The 19,506-nt window shown below is 35.1% G+C and carries 18 protein-coding genes; 5 read left to right on the top strand and 13 right to left on the bottom strand.

Annotated features, from left to right (window positions below; all coding sequences use genetic code 11):
• Positions 1 to 26: 26 nt before the first annotated feature.
• The 3 genes from EZ449_RS18255 to EZ449_RS18245 all read right to left on the bottom strand — a co-directional run bounded on the left by EZ449_RS18255 (position 27) and on the right by EZ449_RS18245 (position 2,330).
• On the bottom strand, positions 27 to 650 hold the full coding sequence (locus tag EZ449_RS18255) for a porin family protein (RefSeq protein WP_131561573.1): 624 nt from the start codon (positions 648 to 650) through the stop codon (positions 27 to 29).
• Between the two features lie 75 nt (positions 651 to 725).
• Positions 726 to 1,943 (bottom strand): chromate efflux transporter, encoded by a 1,218-nt coding sequence (gene chrA / locus EZ449_RS18250; protein WP_131561571.1) that lies wholly within the window; start codon positions 1,941 to 1,943, stop codon positions 726 to 728.
• A 51-nt stretch (positions 1,944 to 1,994) separates the two neighbouring features.
• Entirely contained in the window at positions 1,995 to 2,330 is a 336-nt protein-coding gene (locus tag EZ449_RS18245; protein ID WP_131561568.1) for a tetratricopeptide repeat protein, read from the bottom strand.
• 62 nt (positions 2,331 to 2,392) lie between these two features.
• Between EZ449_RS18245 and EZ449_RS18240 the strand changes: the two genes are divergently transcribed.
• The 5 genes from EZ449_RS18240 to EZ449_RS18220 all read left to right on the top strand — a co-directional run bounded on the left by EZ449_RS18240 (position 2,393) and on the right by EZ449_RS18220 (position 7,538).
• Positions 2,393 to 3,130, top strand: a complete 738-nt coding sequence (locus EZ449_RS18240; RefSeq protein ID WP_131561566.1) for an electron transfer flavoprotein subunit beta/FixA family protein — start codon at positions 2,393 to 2,395, stop codon at positions 3,128 to 3,130.
• A 63-nt stretch (positions 3,131 to 3,193) separates the two neighbouring features.
• Positions 3,194 to 4,162: an electron transfer flavoprotein subunit alpha/FixB family protein gene (locus EZ449_RS18235; protein WP_131561564.1), complete on the top strand. Its 969-nt coding sequence runs from the start codon at positions 3,194 to 3,196 to the stop codon at positions 4,160 to 4,162.
• Positions 4,163 to 4,216: 54 nt separating this feature from the next.
• On the top strand, positions 4,217 to 4,831 hold the full coding sequence (locus EZ449_RS18230; RefSeq protein ID WP_131561562.1) for a bifunctional nuclease family protein: 615 nt from the start codon (positions 4,217 to 4,219) through the stop codon (positions 4,829 to 4,831).
• Positions 4,832 to 5,012: 181 nt separating this feature from the next.
• Positions 5,013 to 6,398: a nucleoside permease gene (locus tag EZ449_RS18225; protein ID WP_131561593.1), complete on the top strand. Its 1,386-nt coding sequence runs from the start codon at positions 5,013 to 5,015 to the stop codon at positions 6,396 to 6,398.
• 18 nt (positions 6,399 to 6,416) lie between these two features.
• Positions 6,417 to 7,538 carry a DUF3667 domain-containing protein gene (locus EZ449_RS18220; RefSeq protein WP_131561561.1) on the top strand — a complete coding sequence of 374 codons (1,122 nt, stop codon included), beginning with the start codon at positions 6,417 to 6,419 and terminating at the stop codon, positions 7,536 to 7,538.
• Between the two features lie 73 nt (positions 7,539 to 7,611).
• On the opposite strand, the gene EZ449_RS18215 is transcribed toward EZ449_RS18220, so the two are convergent.
• The 10 genes from EZ449_RS18215 to EZ449_RS18170 form a co-directional block, all read right to left on the bottom strand.
• The gene (locus EZ449_RS18215; RefSeq protein ID WP_131561559.1) at positions 7,612 to 8,901 is read right to left on the bottom strand and encodes a citrate synthase; all 1,290 of its coding nucleotides are present in this window, start codon (positions 8,899 to 8,901) and stop codon (positions 7,612 to 7,614) included.
• A gap of 128 nt (positions 8,902 to 9,029) precedes the next feature.
• Complete coding sequence (locus EZ449_RS18210; RefSeq protein ID WP_131561557.1) at positions 9,030 to 9,560, bottom strand: DUF3347 domain-containing protein; 531 nt, start codon at positions 9,558 to 9,560, stop codon at positions 9,030 to 9,032.
• A gap of 96 nt (positions 9,561 to 9,656) precedes the next feature.
• A complete protein-coding gene (locus EZ449_RS18205) occupies positions 9,657 to 10,205 on the bottom strand; it encodes a hypothetical protein (RefSeq protein WP_131561555.1) in 549 nt (182 codons plus the stop codon).
• Positions 10,206 to 10,358: 153 nt separating this feature from the next.
• Positions 10,359 to 10,859, bottom strand: coding sequence for an acetate and sugar kinases/Hsc70/actin family protein (locus EZ449_RS18200; RefSeq protein ID WP_131561553.1), 501 nt, complete (start codon positions 10,857 to 10,859; stop codon positions 10,359 to 10,361).
• Positions 10,860 to 10,969: 110 nt separating this feature from the next.
• Positions 10,970 to 11,905: a tRNA (adenosine(37)-N6)-dimethylallyltransferase MiaA gene (gene miaA, locus EZ449_RS18195; protein ID WP_131561551.1), complete on the bottom strand. Its 936-nt coding sequence runs from the start codon at positions 11,903 to 11,905 to the stop codon at positions 10,970 to 10,972.
• Positions 11,906 to 12,697: a hypothetical protein gene (locus tag EZ449_RS18190; RefSeq protein WP_131561550.1), complete on the bottom strand. Its 792-nt coding sequence runs from the start codon at positions 12,695 to 12,697 to the stop codon at positions 11,906 to 11,908. It lies immediately after the preceding gene.
• A 57-nt stretch (positions 12,698 to 12,754) separates the two neighbouring features.
• Positions 12,755 to 13,117, bottom strand: coding sequence for a hypothetical protein (locus tag EZ449_RS18185; protein ID WP_131561549.1), 363 nt, complete (start codon positions 13,115 to 13,117; stop codon positions 12,755 to 12,757).
• A 51-nt stretch (positions 13,118 to 13,168) separates the two neighbouring features.
• Entirely contained in the window at positions 13,169 to 14,059 is an 891-nt protein-coding gene (locus tag EZ449_RS18180) for an MBL fold metallo-hydrolase (protein WP_225872364.1), read from the bottom strand.
• Between the two features lie 334 nt (positions 14,060 to 14,393).
• Complete coding sequence (locus tag EZ449_RS18175; protein ID WP_205943033.1) at positions 14,394 to 15,944, bottom strand: SusD/RagB family nutrient-binding outer membrane lipoprotein; 1,551 nt, start codon at positions 15,942 to 15,944, stop codon at positions 14,394 to 14,396.
• A gap of 25 nt (positions 15,945 to 15,969) precedes the next feature.
• The gene (locus EZ449_RS18170) at positions 15,970 to 19,254 is read right to left on the bottom strand and encodes a SusC/RagA family TonB-linked outer membrane protein (protein WP_205943032.1); all 3,285 of its coding nucleotides are present in this window, start codon (positions 19,252 to 19,254) and stop codon (positions 15,970 to 15,972) included.
• Between the last annotated feature and the right edge of the window lie 252 nt (positions 19,255 to 19,506).

The following is a 19,506-nucleotide window of genomic DNA, read 5'->3' as shown; positions in this document are numbered from 1 at the left end:
AGTTTTTCATCTATGCAAATTAAATATTACTTCAAATCGAAAACCAATCCAGCATTAAAGCTCGATCTTGAATTTATAATGCTGTATCCTTGATCCACCTTAAACACATCTGTAAAACCTGCTTGTCCATCAAATTCTAACAAAATTTTAACTTTACTTGCTACTGGAATATTTACTCCAATGCCTAAATCAAGACCGATATCTGTGTTATGCGTAATGCTTTTAATATCCGTATTAAACTTACTTTCCTTAGCGTTTAGCAGTAAACCAGCATAAGGACCAAAGTTTAAACACCAGTTTCTTTTAGAACCAAAATGCCAGCTAGCCAGTAAGGGAATAGTTAAATAATTTAAGTGATAATCGGTTTCAAAGCTTTGTCCGGTATTATAGTTGGTTAAGTAACCTCTTGCCCAACCTTTTTGATCGTAACTAACCCTAGCCTTAATACTCCAACGATCTGAAAAGAAGTAATCTCCAAATGCGGCTATATTAAATCCACTTCTGTAATTACTATTTGTTTGTGTACTGGTAGATACTGTTGCTGCATTGTAGCCAACGTGTGCTCCAAATTCAAAACTGTTATTTTCTTGGGCTGAAGCACTTAAATAACCGATTAATGATAATGAAAGGAGCGTTAATAGTTTTCTCATATTTTGTCTGATTTTAAATTTCCCGAAGATATAACTAAAAGTTAAGTTCGAAAAACGAAAATCAAAATATTTGCCTTAAAAGATAATTCCGATGAGAATCCCAGCCAAAACAATAATCGGCGGACTTATCTTCGTAAAATTAAGGAGAAGAAATGTGATGACCATAATGCCTAGAAATATCCAATTAAATCCCATAGGGATAAGTAAAAGAATAAATGCAGCAATAATAAACCCAACACTTACTGCATTAATTCCAGAAAGGCTGTGGCGAATTCGTGATATTTTTTTCAAATCATCCCAAAATGGAACAATAAAAAGAACCAAAATTAGCCCAGGTAAATTTATTCCAATTACACCAATTAAGCCACCTAAAATCTGTCCCCAAACCCCATAACCAAAGTTTTTCATACTTAGTGCACCCAAATAACTGGTAAAGGAAAATGTTGGTCCGGGAAGCGCCTGTTGTAAGGAGAAACCAGATAAAAAATCTGGCACCTGCAAGTAGTGTTTCATATCTACAAATTCGGTAAACATTAGAGGCACAAGCACTTGTCCGCCTCCGAAGACTAAAATCCCATTACGATAAAAATTTTCGAGCAAACGTATTGGTAAACTAAAAGGTGAAGTTCTGTTAATGATCGCTCCTACCAATGCAAATAAAAGTAAGGCGCCCAAAAAGTAAATCATCTTTTTAGGATTGATATTAGAGAAAAGTTTAACGCGTAATTCTGTTTCTTCCTTTGGAGTTTCAATAGCCGAAGAAATAATGCCTCCGACCAAAATAGCCAAAGGAAAAACATAGGCATTTCTCAATACAAATGTTGCCACGACCGATCCAATGGCTAAAAATATAGATACTTGCGATGATAGAACTTTTTTGCCTAAAGTCCAAGCCCCATAAGCCACAATGCCCAATGCAATGGGCTGAATATATTCCAAAATATCGCTAAATTTCTGTTTCTGATCTAGCAGAGCATAGCTGATAGCAGCAAATGTCATGATGGCTGCCGTTGGCAAAATCCATATTATAAAAGTGATAAGAGCTAACTTCAATCCACCAACTTTCCAAGCGATTCCAACCACGGTTTGGGTAGATGCAGGACCAGGCAAAACTTGTGCAAGGGCATTTAACTCCAATAATTCCTCCTCAGAAATAAATTTGGTGCTTTGTACGAAATATTTCAAAAGCAAGGCCAAATGCGCCTGTGCGCCACCAAATGAAGTGAACGTAAAAAAAAGTACATTTCTAATAAAGAGCCATTGTCTTTTAGCGGAGATAGATTTTGCCTGCATTATTCTTTGCAATTAGAAAAGAAAAGTGATAATTGAAAACTGCAAACTGAATTAATCATCTTCATAATCTAAACCTGCAGCAGTATTGTAAGCGCCCTGCAACTCTGAAAATGCATGCATATCTCTCTTGTTTCTGGCAACAAGCATCCCCTTTTGATATATTTCGATCGCTTTCTCTTTTTGATTATCTTTTTCCAACAATTTACCCAAATGGTAGTAAGTTCCCACATAATCTGGATGTTTATCCGTTAACTGAAGGTAAAAAGAATATGCTTTTTCCTTATCATTTTGAGCGTTATACTCTGTGGCTAAGGCATATAGTATAAATGGATCGTTAGGATCGCTTTCTAAAAACTCCAATAACTTTGCTAAACGGGTAGATGACATTTTATTTCCTTGCTTTTTTAATTAAATTTGCAGAAAGACCTTATATATAAAACACAATAAATATGAAGATATTAGTTTGTATCAGTAACGTGCCCGACACGACGACAAAAATAACTTTTACCAACGATAATACCGAATTCAATACTGCTGGAGTGCAATATATTGTTAATCCTTACGATGAGATTGCTTTATCAAAGGCAATTGAGTTAACTGAGGGTGGAAAGGGTACTGTAACAGTTATTAATGTAGGCGAAGCTGCTAACGATCCAACCATTAGAAAAGCACTTGCAATTGGTGCAGATGATGCAGTTCGTGTAAATGCTGCCCCTCGTGATGCTTATTTTGTGGCTAAACAAATTGCAGAATATGCCAAGGATAAAGATTTCAATATTATTTTAACAGGACGTGAATCTATCGACTACAACGGGAACCAAGTTGCAGCAATGGTAGGCGAATTTTTAGATATTCCATCTATTTCCATCATTAAAAAATTAGAGGTAAATGGCGATTCAGCTACTTTAGAGCGAGAAATTGAGGGTGGAAAAGAAGTTGTTACCGTTTCTGGTAAATTTGTTGCAAGCTGTGCAGAAGGGGTTGCAGAACCAAAAATCCCAAATATGCGTGGCATTATGAGCGCAAGAACCAAACCTTTGGTTGTTGTAGATGCGGTTGAAATTGATGTGGTTACGAAAGTGACCAAATATGAAACGCCCGCACCTCGTGGTACGGTAAAATTAGTTCCTGCCGATCAAACTGAGCAATTGATTAGCCTTTTACATTCTGAGGCCAAGGTGATCTAACGTAAATCAACAAATTAATCAAATAGTTTACACCATCCTTTTTTAGGATCAAGAAATAAATATATGTCTGTATTAGTATATGTAGAACAAGCTGAGGGTAAATTTAAGAAATCTGTTTTCGAAGCAGTCTCTTACGCCAAAGCCATTGCCGATCACCAATCAACCAATTTAACCGCAATTTCTATTGGAGATGTTGCAGAAAACGAATTAAAGGAATTAGGTAAATATGGTGCTTCTAAAGTATTAAATGTTAGCGTAGATCAATTAAAAACCTTTGTTAACCAAGCTTATGCAAGTGTAATTGCTGCTGCAGCAGAAAAGGAAAGTGCTGATGTTGTGGTTTTATCTAACTCATTCTCTGGAAAAGGTTTAGCGCCTCGTATAGCTGTTAAGCTTAAAGCTGGTTTGGCCGAAGGAGCTGTAGAGTTACCAAGTACCGACGGAAAATTTTCGGTTAAGAAAACAGCTTTTTCTGGTAAAGCATTTGCCATTACTGAATTAACTTCAGCAAATAAGGTTATTGCTTTAAATCCAAATGCATTTGGCGTTAAGGAAAATGCTACTGATGCAACAATCGAAAACTTTACTGCTGATGTTAAACAATCAGACTTAGGAACTGTTATCAAGGAACTTGTTAGGGCAACCGATAAAATTTCATTGCCAGATGCAGAATTAGTAGTTTCTGCAGGTAGAGGATTAAAAGGTCCTGAAAATTGGGGAATGATTGAGGAATTAGCAAGTTTATTAGGTGCTGCAACGGCTTGTTCTAAACCAGTTTCTGATGCAGATTGGAGACCTCATTCAGAACATGTTGGTCAAACAGGTATTGCCATTAGTCCGAATTTATACATTGCTATTGGTATTTCTGGCGCCATCCAACATTTGGCTGGTGTAAGTTCATCAAAAGTAATTGTAGTCATAAATAAAGATCCTGAGGCACCTTTCTTTAAAGTAGCAGATTATGGTATTGTTGGAGATGCTTTTGAAGTAGTTCCTAAATTTATTGAAGCATTAAAAGCACACAAAGGATAATAAATCACTTTAAACCTCGCAGGTTTTAAAACTTGCGAGGTTTGAAAAATAAATATGAAGAAAGTAAAATTAGATATCGTAGGCTTATCCTATAGTCAAACCCAATCGGGTGCTTATGCTTTGGTTCTAGGCGAAGTAAACGGACGCAGGCGTTTGCCCATTATAATTGGTGCATTCGAAGCGCAGGCCATTGCTATAGAAATAGAAAAAATGACGCCGAGCAGGCCTTTAACCCATGATTTGTTTAAGTCAATGGCTGATACTTTCCATATCAACATTAAAGAAATCATTATTTACAACTTGGTTGATGGTGTTTTTTATGCAAAATTAATTTGCAGCGATGGTAAAAATACTCACGAGATAGATGCAAGAACATCTGATGCAATCGCCTTGGCCGTGAGGTTTGAAGCTATGATTTATACCTATGAGTTTATCTTAGCTTCAGCAGGAATTGTAATTGAGGGTAATGATTTTCTTTTCCTAGAAAATATGGATTCTATTGCAAAAGAGCCGGAGGCAGATAGTTTACCGACTTCTACAAAACAGCAAGGTTACGGTGATTTAACCTTAGAGGAACTGCAGCAAAAATTGCAAGAAGCCATTGCCGAAGAAGCTTATGAAAAGGCAGCAAGGTTAAGAGATGAACTAAACAAACGCGGAACATCCTAACCTACCAATTTCTTCCATAAAACTTCAATGTTTAAAGATTTTTAAACAAATTCTTATAGATTAAAAGCTAAAATTTAAATGAACCCAAATTGTTTTAAACAATTTGGGTTCATTTTTGAATTATGTTTTAAAATAGTTCTATATTCAGCTTTTACTTTCAAAAATCAAACAAAATTATATGATGAATGTTAAGTTTCGCTTAACCATAATGAGCTTTATGCAATTTTTTGTGTGGGGCGCTTGGCTTATTACAATTGCAAATTACTGGTTTGGAACAAAACAATGGGATGGAACACAGTTCGGTGCAATCTTCGCAACCATGGGTTTTGCATCGTTATTTATGCCAACCTTAACCGGAATCATCGCAGATAAATGGGTTAATGCAGAAATACTATACGGCATTCTTCATATACTTTATGCTTGTGTTTTATTCTACCTGCCACAGGTAGAAAGTCCAAATGCTTTCTTTTGGACTATATTATTGGCAATGTGCTTTTACATGCCCACAATTTCATTGAGTAATTCCATATCCTATACAACCCTAAAATCTGGTAATTTGGATGTTGTAAAAGACTTCCCTCCCATTCGGGTTTGGGGAACCGTGGGTTTTATAGCTGCGATGTGGATTACAAACTTAACTGGAAATAAAGCCAGCGCCTATCAATTTTATATTGCAGGTTTAGGCGCACTTTTATTGGGTTTATATGCTTTCACATTACCAAAATGCAAGCCAAGCAAATTAATTTCAGAGGAAGCTTCTTTAATGCAAACTCTGGGATTGGAAGCTTTTAAGCTTTTTGCCAATTACAAAATGGCATTATTCTTTATCTTCTCAATGTTTTTGGGAGGTGCATTACAACTTACAAATGCCTATGGCGATGTATTTCTAGATGAATTTAAACATTTTCCAAAATATGTAGATTCATTTGTGGTAAAATATTCTACCATTATCATGTCGATTTCGCAGGTTTCAGAAACTCTTTTTATCCTTGCTATTCCGTTTTTTTTAAAACGTTTTGGTATTAAAAAAGTAATGATTATTGCCATGCTAGCTTGGGTGTTCCGTTTCGGACTTTTTGCTTATGGCGATCCATCAGGAAATTTATGGATGATCATTTTATCTTGTGTAGTTTACGGAATGGCATTCGATTTCTTTAATATTTCGGGTTCATTGTTTGTAGAAACTTCAACAACTCCTAAAACGAGATCTTCTGCTCAAGGTATGTTTATGATGATGACTAACGGGTTCGGAGCAGTTTTCGGAAGTTTGGTTTCTGGTTGGATGATTGATAAATATTTCACTAAGTCTTTTACAACCGTCCAAGAGACTTCTGCATTTGTGGGTTCTGAACCAACAAATAATCATTTATTGTCATTTATAAAAAGTCAAGGTGTAAGTGTTTTAGAAAACGGAACATTCGATAAAGCCATACACATGAAAGATTGGCACAGCATCTGGCTTTCTTTTACGATTTACGCCCTAATTATTACCGTACTTTTCGCACTGATGTTTAAACATAAACATACAAGAGCTGAAGAAAAGGCAATTGAAGCTATAACTCATTAATATATATCGAAATCCCCTATGTCGACTGGTAAATATAGAAAAGAACATAATTGCTTAAACTGTGGTGCACAAGTAGAAAAACATTATTGTAGCAATTGTGGGCAACCAAATCTAGAATTAAAAGAAAGTTTTTGGGGGTTTATTAGTCACAGTATTGCCCATTATTTTCATTTTGATAATAAGTTTTTTCAAACCCTAAGTCCACTTCTTACCAAACCAGGACAGGTTACATTAGATTATTTAGCAGGTAAAAGAGCGAGATACATCAATCCTGTAAGCATGTACATTTTTGTTTCGATTATATATTTTTTGGTGGCTTATTCTCCTAAACATGCCACTAAAAGTGATGAAAATATAAATTCTCAGACAAAAACCGAACAAAAAGCCACATTAGATAGCGTAGATCGTGAACTCGAAAAGGCAGGAATAAAAAGCAAAGGGCCAAGTATCGTTAACAGCGTTAAAGAAAGGCTAAAAGAAAACTTAGATAATGCAAGTTTTAAAGACCTGGGTTTTAATGATCAAAGCTTGGTTTTGGCGAAGCTTAAGAATGATTATCAAGCTAACAAATCTGATTCTTTAGCTAAAATAATCAACAAATTCAGCATTATTCACAATGAAAGAAATGATTCTACTTATAGTGCTTACCTGTCTAGGCAAAAAAGAATGCCTTTAGTTGACAGAGATAACTGGTTTAAGCGAATGTCAACCAAACGTTCAATAACGTTTGGAGAAAAATCAGAAGTGATTCAAGAAACATTGGAGCACAATCGTCCTAAACAATACTTCCTCCTCATGCCACTTTTAGCTTTGTTTATTATGTGGAATTTTAGAAAGAATCACATTTACTACCTAGATCACCTAATTTTTACGATACATGGGATGACTGCTTATTTCATAGTATCAATTTTAACAAATCCATTAATCAAATATGTTTTTGGAGAAGACTCCATATTTTCAACTATGATTACTATTGGTGTGTATGTTTGGATTTGTTGGTATATGTTTAATGCATTAAAACTATTCTATCAACGCAAAAAAGTAATCGGTAAAATGATCATGATCTTCATCCTTTTCTTCATCGCATTTAAAATCAGCGAGATGGTAATGCTAAACCTAATTTATTACGTAGCCACTTAAAATTGAAAATATTAATGCACAAAAAAATCCCCTTAATTTTTAATAATTAAGGGGATTTTTCTTTTCTAGTAGATTATTTTCTACTCTTGATATCAACAAATTCTCTATCGGTTTCGCCTACGTAAATTTGGCGAGGGCGACCGATTGGTTCCTTGTTCTCATGCATTTCCTTCCATTGTGCAATCCATCCTGGCAAGCGGCCTAAAGCGAACAGTACCGTAAACATTTCTGATGGGAAACCTAAGGCTCTGTAAATAATACCTGAATAAAAATCTACGTTAGGATATAATTTTCTATCAATAAAATATTGATCAGTAAGCGCTGCTTCTTCTAATTTTTTAGCGATTTCTAAAATAGGATCATCAATACCTAAGTTCTCTAAAATATCATCGCAAGCTTTTTTAATGATCTTGGCTCGTGGATCGAAGTTTTTATAAACACGGTGGCCAAAGCCCATCATGCGGAAAGGATCTTCTTTATCTTTTGCTTTGTTAATCCATTTCTCTGTATCTCCACCATCTTCTTTAATCAATTCAAGCATATCAATAACGGCTTGATTAGCGCCACCATGAAGTGGACCCCAAAGTGCTGCTATACCTGCTGCGATCGATGCATATAAATTACAATCTGAAGAACCAACGATACGAACCGTAGAAGCAGAACAATTTTGTTCATGATCTGCATGCAGAATAAGCAATTTATTCATTGCGCTAACTACAATTGGATTTACATCATAATCCTCAGTACGTTGACCAAATGTCATCCAAAGGAAATTGGTAACATAATCGTATTTATTTTTTGGGTAAATAAGTGGATGACCTAATGATTTTTTGTAGATAAAAGAGACTATGGTTGGTAATTTAGCCAACAGTTTGATGATGGTTAAATTTTGCTCTTCAGCAGTTTGATTTGGCTTTAAACACTCTGGATAAAATGTAGATAAAGAGAAGATTAAAGAACCCAATTGACCCATTGGATGAGATCTTGACGGATAACCATCGAAGAATTTCTTCATATCCTCGTGTATCAGCGTATGCTTAGCAATTTCTGCTTGAAAGCCATCTAATTGCTCTTGAGTTGGAAGATCTCCATAAACGATTAGATAAGCAACTTCTAAAAAACTTGATTTTTCTGCAAGCTGTTCAATAGAATAACCTCTGTATTTTAAGATCCCTTTTTCACCATCTAAAAATGTGATTTTACTTTTTGTTGAACCAGTATTTTTAAAACCAGTATCTAAAGTTATAAATCCACTTAAGTCTCTTAATTTCGAAATATCAATGGCCTTTTCGTCTTCTGTTCCTGTTATAACTGGCAATTCTATTGTCTTACCATCAACTTTAATCTCTGCAATATCTGACATATTATTGTATTGTGTTTATAGCTTTCTAAATTATATAAAATTAATATACATGCATAACAAATCTGTTAATTTAATATGAATAATTGGTCAAACCGACGTAACAATCATATTCGATTACTTTCGATTTGTTATTTTTTCACGATTTCTTCCACAACTCTGCCGCACTCCAACATCGCATTTCCATAGTATGGGTTTCTAATTTCCTTTTTCGTTGAAAGCCAATCGCCCCCGTCGCCTTTATTTGCCATTGGGCAATGTTGAACGTAAAGGGTTCCAGATTCAATTTCAGTGTTTTTAAATAGCGCAATCACATCAGCACTTAAAACCGTAAAGTTTTTACGTTGCATAACCAGATCAACAGATGAAGCAATTTTTGCGGCAATTTCTGCAGTAGGCTCACAACCTTCGTAATTTGCTAAACTTTTTTCTAGCGCTATTGCAGATTTTTGAGCAATAGCAGAATCAGAACCTACGAGTGCATTCTTTAATTCTACGTATTGATTTAAAATTTGAGATTTCTTTTCATCCTTAATTTTTATATTGATGGATGTGGACGACGAATCCTCTTGTATGGAATCTTTTATTTCAGTAGATTTTTTATCTGCTTGGTTACAGGCGAATAAAGTAGCAAGTATGGCGATTCCGAAAATTCTTTTCATGGTATTTGGTTTTCGGCTCAAATTAGCAATTTAAATATTAAATAAATAAAAAAAGCCCCGCAAATTGCGAGGCTTCCAAAATATATGATGTTTTAATTATAATTTGAAATTGTAAGCTAACCTTAAAGCGTATTGACCAGTCTTTTTAAAGTATAAAGTAGATCCGCTATCATTAACGTAACCTTCATATCTTACACCAACATCAAATCCACCGAATTCGTAACCTAAACCACCTGTGTAAATAAAGTTGGTTTTAGCACCATCTTGAATTGCAAATCCAGCACCCGCTTCTGTAGCTAAGTACATTCTTTTAATTGGGAATACTTTAACACCACCTTTTGCTGGAATAAAATCAACATCAAGCACGTTGTCTTTTCCCATTAATTTTGTGTAACCACCAGATGCAGTAACTGCAACATAAGGAGTAAGATCCCATTGTAGTTTAACATCGGCACCATAAGCGTAATCCAAAGGAGATTTATCTCTGAACACACCTCCACTAATTCCAACACCAACTTTGAAACCCATACCGCTTTCCATCATTGGAGCATCGGTAGTCGTCATTGTTTGTGCGTTTAGGTTTGTTGTTGTAAAAATTGCAATCGCTGCTAATGACGATGCGAAAATTTTAGTAATTGTTTTCATGTTAGATATATTTAAATTAATAATTAGGGTTTTGGGTATATACGATAACTAATGATTTACAGATTTTATAATTTTCATTTTTTTCAGAAATGATCGTAAATAAAAAAAGCCTCAACTTTCATTGAGGCTTTGAATAATATAAGTGCAGACCAATTACAAACTAAATCCGTAAGCTAAACGAATACCAGCAAAGCCAATGCTACCATTGTTTGAATAACCTTCGTATTTTGCAGCAAGATCTAAACCATTACTCCATGCATAACCGATTGCAGGTGAATATACAAACGAAGTTCCAGAACCATCACTAGTTCCAAAACCTGCACCAAGTTCAGCTAAGCCGTAAGCACCAGCACCAGAATCATTAAAAAAATATTTTGCACCAACCTTTACCGGAATGATTCCGAAACTTCCGCCACCAAAATCATCTTTTACTGAAAAGTTGTTATAACCAGCAGTTACTGGAATTGATAATTGTTTATCAACATTAAATTGATATCTAATATCTCCACCTATAACTAAGCCTAAACCAGTAGTTGTTCCTGCACCAACATTCAACCCTATCCCTAAATTTTTTGACTGTGCATTAACATTTGTTGTAAAGAATAATGCTACCACAGCTGCTGAAGTAGCAATAATTTTAGTAATTGTTTTCATTTTAAAATATTGTTTTTGAGTTAAACTATATAAGTCGCTTAATTACAAAACCTGTGCCAAAAGGATATTTTTCACATACTAATGGTTGTAAACCACTCTTAAACCGAATATTACAGATTATATTTTTTAATTGAAACTTTATTTAAAATCTCTTGTTTTAAATGGTTTGTTTCATGCGCCGCATTCAGCCAAATAATGGCCACATTGTCCTTTTCCATTTTCCTAAAAAACGTATTTTGTCGCTTGGCATACTGACAAATAGCGATTCCCAGTTTAAGCTTTAAATCTTCGTAAGTGATTAGATTTTCTAAATAATTGCTGATGAACTTGTATTCCAATCCATAAAAAACCAGGGTTTCAGTTGTGATGCCGTCTTTAAGTAGTTGTTCTACTTCGCTAATCATTCCACTATTCAAGCGATCATCTAGGCGCTTCAATATTTTTGATCTGGTGATTTCAGTCTCATTTTTTAAACCAAATATGATGGGCTGAAGTACAGGTCGCTCAATGATTTCCAATTCATTAAATCTTAAAAATTCGGCGATCTCTATTGCTCTTATTAATCTCTTTTTTGAGGACAAATCTACATGAGCAGTATTGTGGCTATCGTAAGCATTTAATTTGATTATCAATTCTTCTTTTGAAAATACTTCAAGCTCATCTCTTAAACGCTGATTAGCAGGAATTGAAGTGTAATTTTGATTTTGTAAAAGGCTATGGATGTACATTCCGGTGCCGCCACAAAGTATGGGTACTTTTCCTTTTGCTGTAATTGAATCAAATACCTCGTAAAAATCATTTTTAAAAGCATCAACGTGATAACGCTCACCGGGTTCTTTAATATCAATCAAGTGGTAAGGAATTGTTTTTCCATCGATTTGATATTCTTGAAGATCTTTTCCCGTTCCAATATCCATCCGTTTGAATATCTGACGACTATCTGCACTGATTATTTCTCCATTTAATTCGTTGGCAACTTGAACCGCAAGCTTGGTTTTGCCCGATGCTGTAGCACCCAGAATGATGATTAAATTGTGCGCTGCCATTTAGAATTTGAGGATGTATTTTAAACTACCCGTATTAAAAACCTTTTGATCAATTAACTGATCATCCTTTATTAAAGCACGAACAAGATTTTTATCAATAGAAAAATATTGAGGCTGTAGAACATCAGTTTGTACGAATCCAAGCTTTACATAAGCTTCTCCTGCCGACCAATCTCTATCTGCGTAAGTCATTAAATCGTTTGGTTGGTATTGGGTTGAGAAAAATGAAATTAATTTACTTAAGCCGCCAGTAACCGAATAACCTGCCTTAACGGCAAACCGTATCAATTCTGCTGACTTATAATTTTCAGTGTGATTCATTTTTCGTAATGCTGAAAAAGTAGCTACAGCAACCAAAGTATCCTTTTCAAATAGCCCTAATTTGTACCTGCTACTTACCGCACCTTGGAGATGATTTTCATTTAGAAATTGATCAGCAACTGGTTTGGTTATTTTTACGATTTTAGTTTTTCTTCCATGGATCCGCTTATTTAATCCTAGCAAAGATGCTAAGCGGGCCAAAACCTGCTCAGATCTTATTAGCCAAACATCCTCCCAAATGTGGATCAGCCTCACTCCTTTTTTGCTATAATTATCTTGCAGATCAAGAAGATCTTGAGGTTGAAAGTTATCAATAAGACTTACCAAGTTTATAGCAAAACTAAAATTCTTTAGCTGCAATAAACTAAATCTATCCTCAAAAAAAAACTGACCCTCAATATTCAACTCAGCCAAGGCTAAATTTATATCGTGATGCCAGTTGTTATTTTCTGTTGAATGTATGATGTTCAATTAGCTGAATTTAGCGATAACCTAAGATTATCATTTGCAAATTTAGCCATCAAAACTTTAAATCCATCCTTTTTCCTTGAAGTTGGTATGAATAATCTCTACAAGTGTTTCCACTTCCTTAAGTTTCGAATCATCAAGCTGCGCTATTTTTAATCCTGCTTTATTATCGCCAAAGCTATCAAGGTGCTGATTTGAGGCAGAAAAATCCGTAGTGTTCAATTTTAATTCTACTGCTTCGCCATTAATGTATATACCAACGAAAAAACGTTCGGTAACTTTTTCACCCCCAATTTCAATATTTTTTTCGCTATAGAGATCGTAACCACTTTCAGAATTTTCATGCACGGTATATCCACGTGTTGCATAAGGTTGTACACTGGCTCTGATGGTTTGAAAAATTTCTACAAGATCGGTTTTCATATTCTATTTGATTTTAGAATTTAAACACCCAAAGCGAAATATTGTTTAGTTTTATTCTTCAATCCACCATTGCTTTGTTGGTTGATATTCGCCCAAAACAACGGTTTCACCCAATTTCGGGGTGATCAGTGGAAAATTAATTCTTTCTGCTTCAGCAACAATCCTTTTTATGGGTTCATCCCAAGTATGCATGGCCAAGCTAAATTTACCCCAATGCACAGGCATCATAATTTTCGCTTTTAAATCTTTTGCAGCCTTTAGCGAATCTTCTGGAAACATGTGAATATATGGCCACATTTCATTGTATTGCCCACATTCTAGCAAAGCCAAATCAAAAGGGCCGTATTCCTCCCCTATTTTAGCAAAGTGAGTATCATACCCAGAATCGCCACCAAGAAATAATTTATTGTTGGCCGTTTCCAATACAAAAGCCGACCAAAGGGTTTGGTTACGCTTGAATTTTCTGCCCGTAAAATGCCTTGCCGGAACAGCTGTGAATTTCAAGCCATTTAATGATGATGTAGTTTCATTCCAGCAAAGTTCATTGATTTTATCCGTTGAAATTCCCCATCTTTCTAAATGAGAACCAACGCCGATAGACGTAACTATCTGCTTAGCTGTTGGAGCGATTTTTAAAATACTACTGTAATCCAAATGATCATAATGATCGTGTGTAATCAATAATACATCAATATTTTTAAAATCTTCGGCATTTATAAATCTTGTTCCGGGAAAGGCCTTGCTACCGATAAAAGAAAATGGTGATGGAGTTGCACTAAAAATTGGATCTACTAAAACTCTCAAGCCATCAACCTTAATTAAATAGGAAGAGTGCCCGAACCAAATAATCTCTGGCGAACTGCTTTTGGGTAATCCATTTAAATCTGGCTGAACAAATGGCAATGGTTTCAAAGGAATTTTATTAGGTTGTTTCTTAAACAAAAAAGCTTTTAATACTTTGAAAAAACTAACACCCTCAGGTTGCATGGGTGTTACGGATAAATTTTGCAATGCACCCTCTCTATAATTTGCCAGTTGATGAATTTTCTCTGACCGCAAACCTTTGGGCAACCTGCCGAAGACAGGTAAGTTTATGATTATGAGGACAAAAACAATTAAAATAAATATAAAATATACAGCAGTCATTAATTTAAAATTTCGGGCAATTTACGCATTAGATTGGCTATCATTAAAATAATAGCGTCAGTGGAAAGCAAAATAAAAAAGCTCCAAAAAAATTGGAGCTTTTAAATAAATGTAATTCGTTACAAGGTTTTTACTTCAATAACCACATGGTTTGGTTATAATCATTGTTTCCTCCGTATTGACTTGCAATTGCAGCTGTTACATTATCGGGATTGTAACTCAGCTCGTTTGATGGATACAACCAACGTAATGGGAACTTGCTCGAAGGTATATTTAAATTCGTTGTCGAATTTAATTTAAATACTGGATAACCAGTTCTGCGATTTTCGTACCAGCTCGCATATTTACTTCCCTGTAAAAAGTTAGCTAAATATTTTTGGGTGATAATTTGTTCAATTTGCTGTTCAATTGTACCAGCTAAGGCTACGCCCACTGATGCTGGGTATGCAGCAATATAGGCATCATCCAATTTTACGCCATGATTATAATCAGCCACATCAGGTGTGTACTTCACGATAAAGTTCATCGAATTTTTAATACCAGCAGCGTAGTAGGTTTGTGCTGGTATTGCAGTAATCCATCCCCTTACTGTAGCCTCAGCCAAAACAAATTGCAAATCCCAATAATTAAAAACCCCCACAGGTTCTGCATTTACCAATTGCGAGTATCGATTATTTAAATCTGAATAATCCTTTGCAACCCTCATCACTTGTAAATCGGGAAAAGAGTTTGATGGTTCTGCACCTATGTAAGCATTATAATCGCTTTGAGTTAAACCAGCTGCAATTTTTACTGGCGATGGCTTAGCGAAATAAAATAAACGCCTATCGTTTAATGTTTTTAATGGGTTAAGAAATGTTGTGGTAAGCATGATATAATTTGATCTTACCGATGGATTAGAACCTGCTGGAACATCGCTCCATGGATAATTTTGATTTGCGGTTGCGCTATAAACTAAAGCAAAATTATCAGTATAATCTCTCATTAAAGGCCTAGCCATTACTTCTTTAAATTTTTCTATTACCTTTAAATCAGCATCGGCAGTTTTTTTGTATAAGTTAATGAGCACAAATAATTCAAAGCTGTTGGTTAAACGTTGCCACTGATCTACACTACCGCTATAGATTGGATCTCCATCGAATTTTGTTCCTGCAGCGAATAATGTATTTGCTTGATCAAGCTCGCTTAATATGCCAATAAATACTGCTTTCTGTGTGTCGTATTTAGGTTTTAAAATATTATCGGTTTCACCTTTTACGGCTTCGCTGTATGGAATATCGCCCACTTGAATAGTAGTTTGAAAAAACTGCCATGCCTTTATAAAGTGACCAAGTGCCTCATAAGAACTGCGCAATTTATCGCTTGGAGCATAATTTACCATAGGCTCAATACTTCTCAAGAGTGAAATTCTTCCGAAATCTGCTCTTCCTAAACGATTATACTGAAAGCTTTCCTGTCCCTCGCCCCAAGTGATGTACTTTCCTAGCAGAGAGGGCTGCATGAATGATTTTTGAGTAGAAATGTCACTTCTGGTAATGCTTAAAATCATGTTGGTTGCCAAAAGTGCAGAATTTACCTGATTGGTTACATTTGGATTATTATTGATATCCTCATATTTCTTACATCCACTTATAAAAATCCCAAAAAGTGGAACAAGGATTATATATTTTAAATTTTTCATTTTCATGTTTAAATAAGGTGAATTATTAAAATCCGATTTTGACATTAAAACCTAGCAATCGTTGAGATGGCGCATTTAAGTTCTCCGTATCAACATCAGGATCGGAAAATTTAAATCCAGTTAGTAATAGTAGGTTTTGACCAGTAATGGAAACTGAAGCTCTTCTCATTCCTAATTTAGAAACGAATTTAGTTGGAAAACTGTAGCCTAGTGACACTTCCCTAAGCTTTACAAATGTTTCCTTTTGAATACCCATATCGCCACCTCTAAAATTTTGAGCATAATCTTGGTAAGCTACTTCTGCATCATTTGGAGCATATTTACGGCTATCTGCAGTTATATTTCCATATTTATCATAAGTAACAGATCCAGATACCACCTTAACTCCAGCACCTACATAATTGGTTAACCCATTAACTACCTGATCGTAACGAAATTGGTTATCAGTTTCTGGATTTGTTCCCGAATCGAACATTTTATCATAAATGTAATTATACATCAATCCGCCTATTCTGCCATCAATATTTAACCCTAAATTCCAACTCTTGTACCTAAAGTTATTGATGAAACCAAAGCTAAAATCGGGATCGCTGTATCCATATTTTTTATCATAATCACTCGAAACTGGATAACCATTTTCATGGATCACATTCCCATTAGGATCCGTTAGCCAATAAGAAGATAAGTAAGTATCTAGACGCTCGCCTTTTTTAACATACAATTCATCAGGCGAATAAACTGGATCTAATTTATCGTAATAGCGGTGCTGATTTGACCAATTTATTTGGGAATTCCAATTAAAGTTTTCATTTTTGATTACATCTCCATCCACAGTAATTTCCCATCCGCGGCGGGTATAGGTTTCATTAGTATTAACTAATTTACTTGTAAAACCAGATGATGATGGTATGGGCGCATACGTTTGCTGATTATAGTAGTATTTATTAAAATAAGCTACATCAAAATGTAAGCGCTTTTTGAACAAATACCCAGCAGTACCAATTTCCCAAGTACGTGCAGAGCTTGGTAACACATCGCTATCTCCTAATAGGGATGACGAATAACTGGCTGAATTTAACCCATTCCAAACATTTGCCGAAGTGCTGTAAGGTCTATTTATCGCAAAAATTTCAGCGGGGGTTTTAAAAACCGCGAAAGATCCACGTAACTTAAACATATCTACGAATGTGGGCATTTTGATTAAATCGGAAATTACCACACTTGATCCTATTGAAGGATAAAAATAAGACCTTGTAGATTTTGGTTGAGTGGAAATCCAATCGTTTCTTCCGGTAAAATCTAAAAATATAGCATTATTATATCCTATAGATGCTCTTGAGTAAATACTGCTAGTCTCTTTTGGCGAGAAACTTTGGCCAACGCTTACTGGCTGAACAGAACCTCTTAATGAGAAAAAAGTTGGAGAAATTAAACCTCCCTGAGTATTGCCAGATAAGGTTTCATCTTCTTTATGAAAAAAGTTACCTCCAGCTAAAACGTCAAAATTGAATTTATTTACTTTTTTTGTATAAGTTAAAATTAAATCGTTACTGGTACTGTATCCTTTTTCATCGTTTATATAATACATTCCCTTTGCATCCCAACCACCACGTGTAGAATAAATATTTGCCGTTGGGTTACGTTGAGTATTTCGATTATTATAATTATCATAACCTAATCGCAACATTAAATTTAAATCTGGTGTAAATTTATAATTTGCTGTTACACTTGCGTTTACTGTATTTTCTTGAATTCCAACAAGCTTTTCGTTGGCAATTAGATATGGATTATCGTACCAATTGGTATACAACCAATTCTGAGTTTGATTAGGTACTTTCCAATAATCCTTGTAATCTCTAATGTCATATTCAGTTCCTGTCCACATTACAATTTGATACAGATAACCTTGGTTTCCATAACCACTTCCCCAGGTTTGGGGAGCAGAACGGCGGCTCAAACCAAAATGACTCTCTATTTTGAATTTATCATTCACTTTTATTTCTCCACCGCTGGTTAAATTAAAGCTATTGAGTTCTTGATTAGGAAACTGCCCCTTGTTGTAAATGTGATTTAAACCAATTTTAAAACTACCGTTTTCTCCACTTTGTGCAACGGTAATATTATTATTGGCTACCACACCAGTACTCATGAAATTGCGCAAATTATCTTTCCCTACTGAGTTTAATGGCCGTCCATCTTCATATTGTGTGGTTACTGGATTCCAATCTCTGCCGGTATTACCAACGTCTAAGCGTGGGCCCCAAACATAATCGTTATCCAAGGCACCATAAGTACCTCGCCCATAAGATGATTGCACTTCTGGTATAGCTAAGTAACCAAGTTGCAACATGGTATTACTATTTATATCAACAGAAAAACCTTTACCAGCCGCTCCTTTTTTTGTGGTAATTAAATATACACCACCAAGAGCTCTGGCGCCATATAGTGCCGATGCAGTCGGACCTTTAAGAATATCGATACTCTCGATGTCGTCAGTTGGAATATCTCGAAGGCTTAAATTATCGTAATCTACACCATCAACAACCAAAATAGCTGTTTCGCCCCTTAACTCAAGCGTTGGCTTGGCGTTAAATTCAGTGGAGTTTTTTACTACTAAACCCGCAACACGACCAGTTAGTGATGTACCTAAATCTACTCCTTTTACCGTATTCAATGCTTCGCCTGATACTCTTTGAACGGCATAGCCTAAGGACTTTTCAGATCTTTTTACACCTAAAGCAGTTACTACAACATCATTTAAACTATTTTCAGATGGTTTTAAAGAGATAGTATAATTCTTACTTTCTCCAATGTTTATTTCTTGGGCTTCGTATCCAATATACGATACCACTAAAACGGCACCGTTACTTGTATTGATACTAAAATTACCATTAACATCGGTTACTGCACCAATTTTGGTACCCTTAACCAAAATACTTGCGCCAATAATCGGCAATCCAGTTTCATCTAAAATCTTACCTCTAATAATTTCAAATAATACTGGCTTGGTTAATTGATCTTTTTTTCTGAGCACAATTGTTTTTTCAAAAATCTTGTAACTTAAGGCTTGATTTTTAAAACACAAATCTAAAACCTGATCAATTGAAGCATTTTTAACATCAATTGTAATTTTTTGTGCATTGGATAATTCCAAATTATCGTATAAAAAAACATATTCGCTTTGCTTTTCTATTGATTTAAATACGGCATTTATTGAAACGTTTTTCTGCTTCAATGTGATGTTTTGGCTATAAACACTTGCACTAACCTGGCAGAGGGTTGCGAGTAAAAGTATTGTTGTTAGCTTCATTACTAATAGTAATTTTTTGGGATGATACTGTATACGAAATACAGTTGTGTTGAATGTATTAAAATTCATAACTTTGAATTTGGGTTTAAAACATTATAGCTTAGATAACTTATTGTTTTCCTAGTACAGATTTTCTGAATAGGATTGTTAATCCCAAAATTATAACGGGAAGTGGTACGAACACTTCTCGTTTTTTTTCGGCAGATTAATCAGTTGGCATTTACGGCTTAGTTATTTTTTCTTCATAACAAT

It is taken from the genome of Pedobacter frigidisoli (genome assembly GCF_004331675.1).
In the GTDB taxonomy this organism is placed as follows: Bacteria; Bacteroidota; Bacteroidia; order Sphingobacteriales; family Sphingobacteriaceae; genus Pedobacter; species Pedobacter frigidisoli.
This window is presented reverse-complemented; position numbering and strand designations above follow the sequence as displayed.

What these genes read in the sequence shown, in the direction of transcription:
- EZ449_RS18255 (WP_131561573.1), bottom strand. Translation starts at nt 650, where the DNA reads ATGAGAAAACTATTAACGCTCCTTTCATTATCATTAATCGGTTATTTA.
- chrA (WP_131561571.1), bottom strand. Translation starts at nt 1,943, where the DNA reads ATGCAGGCAAAATCTATCTCCGCTAAAAGACAATGGCTCTTTATTAGA.
- EZ449_RS18245 (WP_131561568.1), bottom strand. Translation starts at nt 2,330, where the DNA reads ATGTCATCTACCCGTTTAGCAAAGTTATTGGAGTTTTTAGAAAGCGAT.
- EZ449_RS18240 (WP_131561566.1), top strand. Translation starts at nt 2,393, where the DNA reads ATGAAGATATTAGTTTGTATCAGTAACGTGCCCGACACGACGACAAAA.
- EZ449_RS18235 (WP_131561564.1), top strand. Translation starts at nt 3,194, where the DNA reads ATGTCTGTATTAGTATATGTAGAACAAGCTGAGGGTAAATTTAAGAAA.
- EZ449_RS18230 (WP_131561562.1), top strand. Translation starts at nt 4,217, where the DNA reads ATGAAGAAAGTAAAATTAGATATCGTAGGCTTATCCTATAGTCAAACC.
- EZ449_RS18225 (WP_131561593.1), top strand. Translation starts at nt 5,013, where the DNA reads ATGAATGTTAAGTTTCGCTTAACCATAATGAGCTTTATGCAATTTTTT.
- EZ449_RS18220 (WP_131561561.1), top strand. Translation starts at nt 6,417, where the DNA reads ATGTCGACTGGTAAATATAGAAAAGAACATAATTGCTTAAACTGTGGT.
- EZ449_RS18215 (WP_131561559.1), bottom strand. Translation starts at nt 8,901, where the DNA reads ATGTCAGATATTGCAGAGATTAAAGTTGATGGTAAGACAATAGAATTG.
- EZ449_RS18210 (WP_131561557.1), bottom strand. Translation starts at nt 9,560, where the DNA reads ATGAAAAGAATTTTCGGAATCGCCATACTTGCTACTTTATTCGCCTGT.
- EZ449_RS18205 (WP_131561555.1), bottom strand. Translation starts at nt 10,205, where the DNA reads ATGAAAACAATTACTAAAATTTTCGCATCGTCATTAGCAGCGATTGCA.
- EZ449_RS18200 (WP_131561553.1), bottom strand. Translation starts at nt 10,859, where the DNA reads ATGAAAACAATTACTAAAATTATTGCTACTTCAGCAGCTGTGGTAGCA.
- miaA (WP_131561551.1), bottom strand. Translation starts at nt 11,905, where the DNA reads ATGGCAGCGCACAATTTAATCATCATTCTGGGTGCTACAGCATCGGGC.
- EZ449_RS18185 (WP_131561549.1), bottom strand. Translation starts at nt 13,117, where the DNA reads ATGAAAACCGATCTTGTAGAAATTTTTCAAACCATCAGAGCCAGTGTA.
- EZ449_RS18175 (WP_205943033.1), bottom strand. Translation starts at nt 15,944, where the DNA reads ATGAAAAATTTAAAATATATAATCCTTGTTCCACTTTTTGGGATTTTT.
- EZ449_RS18170 (WP_205943032.1), bottom strand. Translation starts at nt 19,254, where the DNA reads ATGAAGCTAACAACAATACTTTTACTCGCAACCCTCTGCCAGGTTAGT.